Source organism: Marinobacter sp. UBA2688 (assembly GCF_002352785.1).
In the GTDB taxonomy this organism is placed as follows: Bacteria; Pseudomonadota; Gammaproteobacteria; order Pseudomonadales; family Oleiphilaceae; genus Marinobacter; species Marinobacter salarius.
This window is the reverse complement of record NZ_DELU01000007.1, coordinates 237,567-250,010: the sequence shown is the minus strand read 5'-3', so window position 1 is coordinate 250,010 and position 12,444 is coordinate 237,567. Positions and strand designations below refer to the sequence as shown.

At 58.2% G+C, this 12,444-nt stretch carries 12 protein-coding genes; 6 read left to right on the top strand and 6 right to left on the bottom strand.

The genetic code is table 11. The features are described from left to right. From B3M52_RS02490 to B3M52_RS02480, 3 genes are all read right to left on the bottom strand, one after another. The coding region (locus B3M52_RS02490) for an imelysin family protein (RefSeq protein ID WP_286748667.1) at nt 1-682 on the bottom strand (682 nt) is incomplete at its 3' end. Between the two features lie 9 nt (nt 683-691). Further along, the gene (locus B3M52_RS02485; protein ID WP_075197064.1) at nt 692-2,110 is read right to left on the bottom strand and encodes a di-heme oxidoredictase family protein; all 1,419 of its coding nucleotides are present in this window, start codon (nt 2,108-2,110) and stop codon (nt 692-694) included. A 55-nt stretch (nt 2,111-2,165) separates the two neighbouring features. After that, entirely contained in the window at nt 2,166-3,476 is a 1,311-nt protein-coding gene (locus tag B3M52_RS02480; RefSeq protein ID WP_075197065.1) for an imelysin family protein, read from the bottom strand. A gap of 187 nt (nt 3,477-3,663) precedes the next feature. Here B3M52_RS02480 and B3M52_RS02475 point away from each other — a divergent pair, with 187 nt between their 5' ends. Then, nucleotides 3,664-4,506 carry a 23S rRNA (adenine(2030)-N(6))-methyltransferase RlmJ gene (locus tag B3M52_RS02475; RefSeq protein WP_127401737.1) on the top strand — a complete coding sequence of 281 codons (843 nt, stop codon included), beginning with the start codon at nt 3,664-3,666 and terminating at the stop codon, nt 4,504-4,506. Nucleotides 4,507-4,508: 2 nt separating this feature from the next. Here the strand turns inward: B3M52_RS02475 and dctP are convergent, their stop codons facing one another. Both dctP and B3M52_RS02465 read right to left on the bottom strand, forming a co-directional pair. Then, on the bottom strand, nt 4,509-5,600 hold the full coding sequence (gene dctP / locus B3M52_RS02470; protein ID WP_127401736.1) for a TRAP transporter substrate-binding protein DctP: 1,092 nt from the start codon (nt 5,598-5,600) through the stop codon (nt 4,509-4,511). A gap of 141 nt (nt 5,601-5,741) precedes the next feature. Then, nucleotides 5,742-6,140, bottom strand: a complete 399-nt coding sequence (locus tag B3M52_RS02465) for a DUF4168 domain-containing protein (RefSeq protein WP_036209594.1) — start codon at nt 6,138-6,140, stop codon at nt 5,742-5,744. A 241-nt stretch (nt 6,141-6,381) separates the two neighbouring features. Between B3M52_RS02465 and B3M52_RS02460 the strand changes: the two genes are divergently transcribed. From B3M52_RS02460 to B3M52_RS02445, 4 genes are read left to right on the top strand one after another with little or no spacing between them, the layout of a single operon-like run. After that, a complete protein-coding gene (locus tag B3M52_RS02460; RefSeq protein WP_226909943.1) occupies nt 6,382-7,884 on the top strand; it encodes an ATP-binding protein in 1,503 nt (500 codons plus the stop codon). Beyond that, complete coding sequence (locus B3M52_RS02455; RefSeq protein ID WP_075197068.1) at nt 7,874-9,259, top strand: sigma-54-dependent transcriptional regulator; 1,386 nt, start codon at nt 7,874-7,876, stop codon at nt 9,257-9,259. The genes B3M52_RS02460 and B3M52_RS02455 overlap by 11 nt, the downstream gene beginning before the upstream one ends. Next, nucleotides 9,252-10,157, top strand: coding sequence for a DMT family transporter (locus B3M52_RS02450; RefSeq protein WP_036209597.1), 906 nt, complete (start codon nt 9,252-9,254; stop codon nt 10,155-10,157). The genes B3M52_RS02455 and B3M52_RS02450 overlap by 8 nt, the downstream gene beginning before the upstream one ends. Further along, nucleotides 10,154-10,444, top strand: coding sequence for a GIY-YIG nuclease family protein (locus B3M52_RS02445; RefSeq protein ID WP_036209599.1), 291 nt, complete (start codon nt 10,154-10,156; stop codon nt 10,442-10,444). Before B3M52_RS02450 ends, B3M52_RS02445 begins: the two co-directional genes overlap by 4 nt. On the opposite strand, the gene B3M52_RS02440 is transcribed toward B3M52_RS02445, so the two are convergent. Beyond that, nucleotides 10,419-11,312 carry an alpha/beta hydrolase gene (locus B3M52_RS02440; protein ID WP_075197069.1) on the bottom strand — a complete coding sequence of 298 codons (894 nt, stop codon included), beginning with the start codon at nt 11,310-11,312 and terminating at the stop codon, nt 10,419-10,421. The two genes, B3M52_RS02445 and B3M52_RS02440, sit on opposite strands and share 26 nt — an antisense overlap. Nucleotides 11,313-11,410: 98 nt before the next feature. Between B3M52_RS02440 and B3M52_RS02435 the strand changes: the two genes are divergently transcribed. Beyond that, on the top strand, nt 11,411-12,430 hold the full coding sequence (locus B3M52_RS02435; RefSeq protein WP_036209603.1) for an alpha/beta hydrolase: 1,020 nt from the start codon (nt 11,411-11,413) through the stop codon (nt 12,428-12,430). Nucleotides 12,431-12,444: the final 14 nt, after the last annotated feature.

Below are 12,444 nucleotides of genomic sequence, written 5' to 3'. Positions count from 1 at the left end.
ACCCCATTGGCTGGGCAAGCCGGCGATCCTCCAGAATCTCCAGGGCCGCCATGCCGGCCCGGATGGTGGTGTCGCGGTATTGTTCCGTGGCCAGGTAATCCTTGCGGAACGTCTGCCATTGATCACGGAGTTGCTGGCTATTGGTTTCGATGTGGCCGGCAACCGCTCTCAGCAGGCCGCAGGTCTTTTCCGCGGGTAGGGCATTGTCGCTGGCGTTCAATGGTTCGTCGTACAACAGGTACTCCAGCATGGGAAAACCCTGTACGGCCACGCCGGACTCGGCGATGACCTCACCCGATATCGGGTCTTCCGAGTTCAGCAGGTAGCTGGCTTTGCGGGCAATGAGGTTTTTCGGGTCGGGCCAGAACTGGAACTGCCAGGCAAGGTTGTCGTTCTCCACCGGGCCAAAATCCACAAAACGGACAAGCTGCCACGCCAGGAAGGTGTCCAGCCAGGCTTGCTCAAGGGTATCGCGTGCCGCCTGTTCCGGCGCGCTGCAGTAGTCGACAGCCGCAACGGACAAGTCGCCCGCTTCGGCCGCCAGAGACTGGTAACCTGCGAGAATTCCCTGGTGCCATTGTTGTGTCGCGTTGCTGTTCGTTTCAGTCTGGCTGGCAGCCATCCCAGCAATTGGAACCAGTATCAGCGCGGCAATACCCACGGCTTTCGTTAATGGTCGCATGGCGTGTCCTCAGAGAGAGTTCAGGAAATCCAGGAGTGCCTCCCGGTCTTCGACGGGCATCTGACGGTAACGTTCAGCTGCCGGCCCGGCCTCGCCCCCGTGCCAGAGCACGGCTTCTTCGAGTGTTCGCGCCCGCCCGTCGTGGAGGAACCCGGACTGCGGATTGACCCGTTGAGCCAGGCCGATTCCCCAGAGCGGGGGTGTCCGCCATTCGTTGCCGTTGGCCAGGAATTCATCCCGACCATCGGCAAGCGCCGGACCCATGTCATGCAGGAGCAGATCGGTATAGGGCCATATGGTCTGGTTGCTGAGGTCCGGGCGGTCCGGGGCGATGCCGGTAGTGTGCCTTGGTGTATGACAGCCGGCGCAGCCGGTTTCATTGAACAGTTCCGCACCTTGTTGAACGGACACATTGTCCAGGTCACGGCGTGCCGGTACTGCCAGGCTTTTGGCATAGAAGGTCACGAAGTTGCTCACCTTGTCGCTCACTTCGGGGCTGCCGCCGTTGGCGAAGCGCCCACAGTTCTGCTCGGGCGTACAATCGGTTGCCGGTTTGAGGGTGGACGTCAGCCCCATGTCTCCAGCAAACGCCCCCATGCTTTGCTGATGAACGTTTGGTTCGGCAGCTTTCCAGCCGAATCGACCCGGCACGGTTTGCTGGCTGTCCAGGTCCCAGACTTGATTGAGTTTGCCGGAGAGGCCGTCGTTGTCCGTATCCTCCGGATCCGCCAGTGCTTGCAGGTCTTCAAGCGGTATGGCTTCCAGCAGACCCATGCCGATCATCTGCGGAGCCACCCGCGGAGACACCAACAGGTCTTCCGGGAGTGGGCCATAGTTAGGGTTCTCGATCCGGTAGACCGGTTTTCGTAGTTCTATTTCGGTGCCGTCCGACAGCGTCTCTGTCACCGATTCCCAGTCGATCACCAGATCGGCTTCAGGTTTGGCGGCCGGCAGGGCGGCGGTTTGCAACTGGCTGCCGTACACGGGGGCCGGTTTGAATCCGTGGGTCTTCAGGATATCCGCATCCTGCTCGGGATCGGCTGGCACGGCGAGGCGGAGGAACAGCGATATAGGTTTGTCGTCAGCGCCGGGAGGATGTCCACGGCCATCCTTTATGTGACAGCCCTGGCAGGAGTTGGTGTTGAACAGTGGCCCCAGTCCGTCGCGGGCATCCGTGCTGGCAGGGGCTTCGACCCAGGGGTTGCGGAAGAAACTGTTGCCGACACTGAAATCCAGGCGCCTGGTCATGGACAGGTTAGCCTGGGGCAGGGAATAGGCATTGTGATCGAACTGATCCACTGTGCCTTCGCCCCCCGTCTTGACCGTCGCCTGGATCGGATAAGGTTCCTGGGCGGCAGCCATGGCGAAGGCCGCTGCTACGGCCACTCCCGAAAACAAGGTCAGCAGTAGCAGGGGGCGTTGGCGCATGGTTTCTCTACAACATGTCGTTACTTTTTAGTGGGTCAGCCAGTTAGTGGGTAAGCTAGAAGGTATGGCCGGCGTCATCAGGCTTGAGCGAGTCGATGCCCAGTTCGCGGGCGGCCTGTTCAATGGAACCGGTTTGTGCCACCAGCGCCATAATCGCGCCGTTTACGATCTCCGCGCCTTTCTCATTGCCTGGCGCGATCATCATATCGAATTTCATCGGCTCTGACTCGGCTTCGGCACTGGATTTCATGGTTTGCAGCGCCCTCATCGACTCTTCGAACTGCTGGCTCAGTGTCTCGTTCAGTTCCGGGTTGAGCTCGGCAACCAGATCGGACAGGGAAGGACCGGTCAGTTCAGAACCGTCAATCCGGGTGTAGCTGCCGGAGTAGATGTTGGCCACGCCCTGGCCGTTGTAGTAATGGGAGTTGTGGGTGTTGTCGCTGAAGCAGTCGTGCTCATCCTCGTAGGAATTGGCTTCCAGGGCGACTTTCATGCGCTCACCGGCAAGCTCACCCAGAGACAGGGAGCCCATGCCGAAGAACATTTTCTGGATGGCGGCGTCCGGTGCTTCGGCGAGCAGCTGGGAGCGGTAGTTGTCTTCCTGGCCGGGTGCCCATTGTGCAACCATCCATTCGAGATCGGTGATCAACAGATCGGTCGCGGCATCCAGGTAGGCGGCGCGGCGGTCGCAATTGCCATGGGTGCACTCCTCGCCCTGGGCGTAGTCCGTCGCAGGACGCTGTCCGGCGCCGCGATCGAAGCCGTGCAGGTCCTGGCCCCACAGCAGGAATTCAATGGCATGGTATCCGGTGGCCACGTTGGCCTCCGAGCCTCCGATTTCGTTCAGCTCCGCCAGCAGGTCTGGTGTCAGGCTGGAAGCGTCGACCGTCGTGCCACCAATATTGATTTCCGTGCTGGCAACAATGTTTGCAGTAGCGCCCTCGTTGCCCAATTCGTACTGGTAGCCGTCTTCCTTTACGTAATCGATCAGGCCTTCGTCCAGCGGCCAGGCATTCAGTTGCCCTTCCCAGTCATCAACCACGGCGTTACCAAAGCGGAACACCTCAGTCTGCTGATAGGGCGCCCGGGAAGCCAGCCAGGCCTGTTTTGCCTTTTGCAGATTTTCTTCGGTCGGGCTTTCCAGGAAGGTGTCTATTGTGCTGTCGAGGGACTGTGCGGCGGTCAGTGCGTCTTCAAAGTTTGCATGGGCCAGGTCGGCGTAGTGTTCCACGACATCGGATTTGCTGATGGCTTCTGCTGCCGAGGATGTGGATGCGGTTTCGTCGCCGCTACTGCAGGCCGTCAGTAGCGTCGCGGAGATAGCGAACGCCAGGGGAATGCTTGATGCGTTTGAGAGCAGGGCCATTTCGATGTCCTTTCGCTGTTAATTAAATAAAACGTATTGTTATTCGCATTATAGAGAGCGGGTGGGCGGTTGCAACGAATGTGAGAATGATTTTCAATTTTGTTGACTTGGCTGGAGATAGTTAGAAATGTTTGCCAACTCTGCTCCTGCTGTAGCCTAATGGTGCCCCTTTCGTCAGGAGTCTGTAATGCTGAGTTACCTCCACGCGTTTCATGCCGGTAATTTTGCCGATGTTCACAAGCACGCTGCCTTAACGCTCGCGGTCAGGATGATGCAGGCCAAATCGTCTGCTATCGCCTGCTTCGATACTCATGCCGGCAGTGCCAGCTACGATCTTGCGGGAGAAAGGGCGCTTAAAACCGGTGAAGCCGCTGCAGGGATCCAGAAGGTCTGGCCACTTCGAGCCGAGCTGCATTCCGACGACTGGCAGGCCGTCCTGGCCGGGTTGGCCGCGGGGGAGGGGAAGGACGGGCAATTGGCGAGCTATCCGGGGTCGCCGCGCTGGTTCCTCCGTTACCTGCGGGAGCAGGACACTCTGACCGCCTTCGAGTTGCACCCCGCCGAAGGCGAAACCCTGGGGCAGTGGGCTGCCGGGCATTCCCGGGTCAAGGTCTTTCAGGAGGATGGATTAAAGGGGTTGCTTCGCCATCTGCCGCCCAGGCAACCAAGGTTGCTGGTGCTGACGGACCCTTCATACGAGATCAAAAGCGACTATGAAGAAGTGGCGAACACCTTGGCGCGAGCGTGGCAGAAATGCCGTCATGGCGTGTATCTGATCTGGTATCCGATTCTGGCGGGTTTCCCCCACAAGCGATTAAAGGATGCGGTGTCTGATGGGCCCGTGCGCAAGGTGTTGTGCAGCGAAGTTGCACTCAACCGGGCCCCGCAACGTGGAATGTCCGGGTCCGGAGTGCTGGTGGTGAACCCGCCCTGGGGATTCGACACCCGGCTTGCGGAGATGATGGATACGGTTTCCGGTGATCGCTGTCTGGGCCTGTCATCGAACAGCAGCTGGCTGGTGCCTGAATAGCGCTATTGGGCGGTCGTATCCGTTGCTGGTATTGCGGACTCTGTTGTGCTGACCATTGTCAGGAGTTGGTCCAGGATGGCTGCTCCACGCTCACCAGCCATACGTATATAGGCCTTGCGGGCCGGCCGGCTGGCCTCACGGAAGCGGTCCCGCTCCTCCTCGGTCAATTCAACCACACGGATGTTGCTGTTTTTCTTGATGGTATCGAGACGGCTTGCATTGAGTTCAGTCTGTACCTCGTAAGCCAGCGGTGCGATCTCATCCATAGCATCTTCCAGCCAGAGTTTCTGGTCTTCGGGGAGGGCGTCAAACCACGACGTATTGGAAACCACGGAGGTGACAAATTGGGCAGGTCTGGCAAACGTCATCACACCCTGGACTTCATAGAATCCCATCTCTTCAATGGCGAAAACAGGGTTGGCCTGCCCGTCAATGCGGCGTAACTGAAGGTCGCTGTAGACCTGCGAAAAAGGAACCTGGCTGGTTGTCGCGCCATAGGTTTTATAGGTCTCTTCAGCGATGTCCGACGTCATGGTGCGGATAGTGAGTCCGTCGAAGTCCGCGGGGCTCCGCAAGGGCTTGTTGGCGGTCCAGACCATCCAACCCTCAGGTACGAAACCATGAAGCTTGAGGCCCTGCTCCTCGTAAGGCTCGTGGAACAGTTGCTTCAAATCATCGCTGGCAAGGACGCCACGATTCACCTCTTCGTCATCAGACAACAGATAATGGAGGGTGAACACGCCCACCTCGGGAATAACGTTGGCCAGGTGGCCGGGGGAGGCGAAAGCGAGATGGACGGAGCCTTCCCGGGCGAGATCCGTCAGTTGGAGTGACGTGCCAATAGAGCCATAGGGAAAAACATCAACGAGGATGTTGCCATCAGAGATACGCTCGATACGGTCCTTGAATTCAAGGGCATAACGGTGTTGGACGCTGCCTTCAATTTCCTCAAGGGCAAAGCGCCAGGTAACGGGATAGGATGGCTTCTCATCATTGTCACCGCTGGACACCGGTGCGGGGCTGTCTGAACATCCTGCCAGGACAAGCATAACCGTCAAGAGCAATGGGGTTAGCCCGCGGCAGAATCTTCGCATGGTTTGTCTCCATTGGTCTCTACAAAATCATGCCGACAAGATACCACAATCAACGTTGATTATGGCCATCGCGACCTCGTTTTCAGAATCAAAAAGGCCCTGCAATAGCAGGGCCTGAAGCAACCAATGTGGGGAAGCCGCTTACATCAGTGCATCAACGCGATTCCGAACCTGAGGTTCACTGTTGTAAGCGGTGGCGATGGAATTGTAGGTGGGGATATCCATGCCGGAATCCTCAATCACTGTGACCATTTCATCGTTGGCTTCCATCTGCAGTTCCTGGGCCTTTTTCTGGGAATCAGCCGCTTCGATTTTTTCCATGTATTCATCACGGATATTGTTGATACCTTCCTGGGCCTCAACGAACTGCTTCAGTTCCGCGTCGGTAAAGTTGGTTTTCTGGGTGCCGGCGGAGGCGGGATCACTGTATCCGCCGTTGGGATTGGTGGCTTCTGGACTTTGCTGGTTTTCTTGTGCCAGTACGGGGCCTGCTGCCAGCAGTGCCAGGGATGCGGTCAGTGAAATGAGAAGTTTATTCATGGCGTTCTCCTTTTGCGTTGAAGGGACTGCACGGTGTCATCGAATGCAGTCTGACGTTGAAAGGAATGCGATTCCTCGAACGTTGGTGTTGCTTAATCAAGCTCTGTGCCAGCTTTTTATTTTTATGAAAAGCTAGAAAAAACAGTGATTTGGATATGTATGAGCGTTACCTTTGCGTAATGTGCGTTGTGGCTAAATGTCACATGTGGCATACCTGTGTGACACTTTGTCGGAGCACGTTATGAAAACGCCTGTATCAAGAGCGCGGGACATGTTTCGCTCGCTGCGCCTGACCTTGGTGCTGAGCATGGTTGTACCGTTGATGGTATTCAGCGGCGTCGCCATTTATGTGGGGCTCGGTGCGGTCGAGCGTAATCTGAATGACCGTTTGCGGGAAGATCTGGAGCTTGTGGCCCGGGCGGTCAGTGGTCCATTGTCCCAGGCCATGTCCGATGGCGATGAAATTGTTCTGGGGGAGTCGCTGAAATCCATCTTCCGCATCGGCCGGGTGTTTGGTGCCTCAGTGTTTGATGAAGACGGGCAGCAGATCGCCAGCCTCGGTGTGGCGGACAGTGATGTTACGCGGAGCGACAGTGCCGAACGCGCGATAGCCAGTGGCAAGCTGGACGGAGCGTTTCGTAGGGTCGACGGGGTGTCAGTCTTCTCACAATTCACGCCGCTGGTTGCCCCGGACGGTCGAATTCAGGGGTTGCTTCAGGTAACCCGAAAGCGTAGCGATTTCCATGAGTTGGTGGCATCAAGCCGAATCTGGGCCGTCAGTATCTGGTCGGTGGTGTCGTTGATGGTCATTCTGGTGGTTGTTCTGGGGCACTATGGTGCCGTCGGTCGCCATGTCAGCCGGCTGTTGGAATTGATGGAGCGGATGGCCCCCGGCCGCTGGCAGATTGATGGACCTCCCGCGGGGCCGAGGGAGCTGAGACAGATCCACGAGGGGTTGCAAGACATGGGCGCCCGTATGGCGGTTGCGGAAAATGAAATCCGGGAGAGCGTTGAACGCGAGCGGGAACTGTCAGAGAAGCTGAAGTATCAGGAAAAGGTCGCCATGATCGGGCGGGTTGCCGGTGGCGTTGCCCATGAGCTGGGTGCGCCGCTGAATGTCATCCAGGGTCGCGCCAATATCCTTGGGCGGGGCGACCTGGCAGATAGCGACCGACGACACCTGAAGGATATCGAACATCAGGTCGAGCGGATGACATTGATTATCCAGCAGTTGCTCGATTGTTTTCGCCATGTGCCGGACTCCCGCCGGGAAACCGACCTGGCGGCGACGGCTCGCGATCTGACCGCGCGGGTATGCGACGAGCCCAAGTGCCATGGCGTTGAGATCTGTACCGATATTCCGGAGGCCAGCGCCGGCGTTCTGGCCGAGCCAACCCGTCTCGAAATGGCCTGCCTGAACCTGGTCCGCAACGCGTGCCAAGCGGCTCGCTCGCGGGTGATCGTGTCTGTTATTCCCCTCGACGGATACTGGGAGTTGCGGGTGGATGATGATGGCCCGGGTATCGATGATTCGCTGCGGGAGCGGATTTTCGAGCCTTTTTTCAGTACTCGTGCGGCGGGTGAGGGAACCGGTCTGGGGCTTGCGGTGGTCGGCAGTGTAATCAAGGAACATGGTGGTCGGATTGAGGTTGGCACGAACGCGAACGGCGGGTGCCGGATGTCAACGTTCTGGCCAGTGTATGAGAAACGAGTGGACTCGACGGAGGCCCATCATGAAAGCTAGGCCCGCTTTGATCATGCTGGTGGAAGACGACGCCAGTTTGCGGACGCTTCTGTCAGAGGAGCTTGAGGTGGATGGTTATGCGGTACGCAGTGCTGCAACCGTTGAGGAAGGCTGCAATGGGTTGCGGGAATGGCGCCCGGACCTGATTGTGTCGGACCTTCGATTGCCAGACGGCGACGGCCTGGCAATATTACGGAAACTGCAGGCGGAAGGCCATTCGGTTCCCTTTATCATCATCACAGCCTTCGGCACGGTTGACCAGGCGGTAGAGGCGCTTAAGGCCGGTGCCGATGACTTTCTCACCAAACCACTGTCCACCGACCATCTTCGCTTGAAGATCAAGCGCCTGCTGGCCCATGCGGCGGTGACCAGTGAACTCGCACGTTACAAATCCCAGAGTGAAAGCGACAGTGCGCTGGGGCTGGTGGGCGAGAGCCGGGCGATGGGGCGTTTGAGGAACGAAATACGACAGGTGGCCCGTAGCCAGGCGGCCGTCCTGGTCAGTGGCGAGAGCGGCACCGGCAAGGAACTGGTCGCCAGGGCCATTCACGACGAGAGCGAGCGCCGGCAAGGACCGTTTATACCAGTCAATTGCGCGGGCATACCCCATGAGCTGATGGAAAGCGAGTTTTTCGGCCACGAAGCCGGTGCTTTTACCGGCGCAAAATCCGCCCGTAGGGGGCTATTTGCCGAAGCGGATGGAGGCACGCTGCTGCTGGACGAAATTGGCGAGATGCCGCTCGCTCTTCAGGCGAAATTGTTGCGTGTGCTGCAGGAAGGCACGATTAAGCCGGTGGGTTCTGACCACGAAGAGGCCGTCAATGTGCGTGTTATTGCGGCTACCCATCAGGACCTGGTCAGGGCCGTGGAACAGGGTGGCTTCCGCGAGGACCTTTACTATCGCCTGGAAACCCTGACCTTGATGGTGCCGCCATTAAGGGAGCGGGATGACGATGTGGATCTGCTTGCCATGCATTTCCTGCGGGATTCCGCCCGGCGTCACCAGCGCGGATTCCTGCAGCTGGGCGAAGTGGCTGCGCGAATGTTGGCGGATTATCCGTTTCCCGGCAATGTCCGGGAACTGGCCAGCGCGATTGAACGGGCCGTGACCTTTTGCGACGGTGATGTGGTGTTGCCGGAACATCTGCCGGCCCGTATCCGCAAGCGCCAGACAGAGTCTGCTGAGGGCCGGCCGGTGCTGCCATCAGGAAACCTGGCGGATTGGCCCACGTTGGAGCAGGTCCAGCAGGACTATGTTGTGCGTGTTATTGATGCGGTGGAAGGCAATAAACGCCGTGCGGCCCAGATACTCGGGGTAAACCGGCGTACGCTCTATCGCTGGCTTGATGCGGAAAAGGACACTGCTCATGACTAACCAGAAACAGGCAATGCTTTACGGCCTTGGAACGGTATTGCTCTGGTCAACAGTGGCCACTGCGTTCAAGTTGTCATTGCGGGAATTGACCCCGGTCCAGATGCTGGTGGTCGCCTGTTCCGCGTCGGTAATAGTGATGGCGCTTATTCTGGTCGCACAACGACGGTGGCACCTGGTCTTTGAACTGTCGCGCCGCCAATATCTGCAGTCTTTCGGTATGGGGCTTATCAATCCCTGCCTGTACTACTTCCTGCTGTTTGGTGCGTTCGACCGGCTGCCTGCCCAGGAGGCGCAACCCCTGAACTACACCTGGGCGCTGGTGCTGGCCTACCTGTCGGTGCCCTTCCTGGGACAGCGACTGCGGCGTGCCGATATCATCGCCGGATTGATTTGCTACAGCGGGGTCGTCGTTATCGCAACCCGTGGCGATGTGTTGTCGTTAACGTTCTCCGACCCTCTTGGTGTGGGCCTGGCCATCGGCAGCACCCTGGTCTGGGCGTCCTACTGGATTATCGCGACTCGGGATACCCGGGATCCGGTGGTCGGTCTGTTCCTGAATTTTCTCTGCGGTCTTCCGGTGATCGTGGTGATTTGCGGGGTGACGGATGGTTTCGATTTCAACCCCACAACAGGCCTGTTGGCGGCCACCTACGTGGGTGTGTTCGAAATGGGAATTGCCTTTGTGCTCTGGTCCTACGCCATGAAGAAGGCGGAAAATACCGCCAGGGTGAGTAACCTCATCTTTATCTCACCGTTCCTGTCGCTGGTGTTCATCTATTTCATTCTTGGCGAGATCATTCTGCCATCCACATACGTTGGCCTGGTGTTGATCGTTGCGGGGCTGTGGATTCAGCAACGTAAAACCCGGGAGACAATGGCGAGGGCTTCATCGGTATGAGCCAGTGGTTCATCTACATGGTACGGACCGCCAAAGGGGCTCTTTACACGGGGATCACAACCGATGTGGCGCGGCGCTTTGCCGAACACCAGGCCGGTGCACCAAAAGGGGCCCGTAGCCTGCGGGGCAAAGGGCCCCTTGAGCTCGCATTTTCTGCCGAGACGACAGACAGGGCGACGGCGTCGAAACTTGAGTGGCAGATCAAACAATGGCCGCGCAAGCAGAAGGAAGCGCTGATTCGTGGGGAGGTTGTCCTCCCGGTCAACTCGACAGATGCTGGCGTATAAACGCGCCAGCTGTTTGCAGGGCCTCGGTGGCGCGGTCCAGTTGCCCCGCGTGGACCTGGAAAACGTGCCAGAGCCCGTTATAGATTTCCAGGCGTGTATCGACACTGTCACGGCTGGCCGCGTTCGCCAGGCGCCGGGCATCATTCAGCAGGATTTCCTGGCTGCCCACCTGTATCAGCAACGGCGGAAGGCCGGAAAGGTCGCCAAATACGGGTGAAACGAGAGGCTCGGACGGTGGTGTGTTGCCGCAGTACAGGCGCGCGGACTTGTCGATCCACGGCTTCTGTAGAACCGGCTCGCATTCAGGCGCGTAAAGGTGCTGGTGGGAAAGATCAGTCCAGGGCGACAGCACCATCAGCGACGAGGGCAAGGGCAGGCCTTTGTCGCGTAGGCGCATGGCCAGGGCTACGGCGAGTCCGCCGCCGGCTGAGTCGCCCGCGAGGCATAGGGTTGCAGGCGGATGCCCTTCGTCCAGCAAGGCGCGGTAAACCATTTCAGCATCGTCCAGTGCCGCGGGGAAGGGGTTCTCCGGTGCCAATCGGTAGTCGGGAGTAACCACCATCGCGCCACTGAATTTCGACAGGTGGCCGGTAATTCCCTTGTGTGTTTTTGGCGAGCCTATGATGTAACCACCGCCATGGAAATACAGTATGACCCCGTGAGGGTTGTCGCTGTGACAGGCCCGGGTGATCGAAAGCCCTTCTGCCTGGATGTCTTCAAACCGGGTGCCACGTGGCGGAATCGATGTCAGGTAGGCCTTGCTGATCAACCGGCGTTGCAGGGCAACGGGAATCGCGGGATGCAGCAGGGGACGAACGAGTTGGTTCATGGTCTGGCGCAGGCCGGCTTCCAGGGCGGTTTGTATCATCGGCAACTCCGGGGTTGTGGTGTGCTAATCTAAGCACCAAGCTTAGTGCAGACACACTGCTATTTTCATACCCATTCATGACAGGCGTTTAACTCTACGTGTACTGGAAAACAGATACCATAGAAATTCCGAACTGGGACAGGGCGTCGTTACTTGAGCGAATGTCGCCCTTCGAGCCTGAAAGCCAGGAACAACTCAGCGAGGATATGGTGGCCTACTGCCGGTTCTACGGCCTCGATCTCTGGGTAGAGCACCCGGAGGTCAGCTATCGCCAGGGTTATGTGATGGCGGACCGGCACCAAGTGATGGTCCACTATTTTCGCCTTCCGGATCAGTGCAAGCCCCGGGGCACGGTGTTTATCCTGCATGGCTACTTTGACCATGTAGGGCTATACAGCCAGTTGATCGACCGTTGCCTGGGTGCGGGCTTTGATGTGCTCGCCTATGATCAGCCCGGGCACGGGCTGTCCAGTGGCACACCAGCGGCGATTGGTAGTTTTCTCGAGTATCAGGCCGTGCTGACGGATGTCATGGCCAGTGTAAGGCGTCACGTGCGGGCGCCCTGGTATGCGGTCGGGCAGAGTACGGGCGGGGCTATCCTGATTGACTACCTGCTGACCAACCATCACGACCGGGAAACCTCGGATTTTCGTAGGGTGGTACTGCTGGCACCGTTGATCAGGCCGATGGGGTGGCTGGGTGCCAAAGTTCTGCACAGCCTGGTAAAACCCTTTATATCGCGATGGCGACGGGCGTTTGGGGCCAACAGTGGAAACTCGCGTTTCCTGAAGTTCCTCAGGGACTACGATCCGCTCCAGGCCAGGGCCGTACATGTGGACTGGGTTTCTGCATTACGGCAGTGGGTACCGCATATTGAGTCCGCCCGCCCGGTCGATTTTCCGATTACCGTGGTGCAGGGGGAAAAGGACCTGACTGTAGACTGGCAGCACAATCTGCGGATTATCCGCAATAAATTTTCCTCGGTGGAGGAACTCCGGATACCGGATGGGCGTCATCATCTAGTAAACGAAGCCCAGGATTTACAGGCAACCGTATTCAATACCATTGTGGATACGTTTGAAAACGACCATGACGGGTCTCTGTCTGAGGCCAGTTAAGGAAAGCCAATGGC

Excerpts from the sequence above, each read along its gene's own strand:
- B3M52_RS02465 (WP_036209594.1), bottom strand. The coding sequence starts at position 6,140 with ATGAATAAACTTCTCATTTCACTGACCGCATCCCTGGCACTGCTGGCA.
- B3M52_RS02440 (WP_075197069.1), bottom strand. The coding sequence starts at position 11,312 with ATGATACAAACCGCCCTGGAAGCCGGCCTGCGCCAGACCATGAACCAA.
- B3M52_RS02455 (WP_075197068.1), top strand. The coding sequence starts at position 7,874 with ATGAAAGCTAGGCCCGCTTTGATCATGCTGGTGGAAGACGACGCCAGT.
- B3M52_RS02445 (WP_036209599.1), top strand. The coding sequence starts at position 10,154 with ATGAGCCAGTGGTTCATCTACATGGTACGGACCGCCAAAGGGGCTCTT.
- B3M52_RS02450 (WP_036209597.1), top strand. The coding sequence starts at position 9,252 with ATGACTAACCAGAAACAGGCAATGCTTTACGGCCTTGGAACGGTATTG.
- B3M52_RS02460 (WP_226909943.1), top strand. The coding sequence starts at position 6,382 with ATGAAAACGCCTGTATCAAGAGCGCGGGACATGTTTCGCTCGCTGCGC.
- dctP (WP_127401736.1), bottom strand. The coding sequence starts at position 5,600 with ATGCGAAGATTCTGCCGCGGGCTAACCCCATTGCTCTTGACGGTTATG.
- B3M52_RS02480 (WP_075197065.1), bottom strand. The coding sequence starts at position 3,476 with ATGGCCCTGCTCTCAAACGCATCAAGCATTCCCCTGGCGTTCGCTATC.
- B3M52_RS02485 (WP_075197064.1), bottom strand. The coding sequence starts at position 2,110 with ATGCGCCAACGCCCCCTGCTACTGCTGACCTTGTTTTCGGGAGTGGCC.
- B3M52_RS02475 (WP_127401737.1), top strand. The coding sequence starts at position 3,664 with ATGCTGAGTTACCTCCACGCGTTTCATGCCGGTAATTTTGCCGATGTT.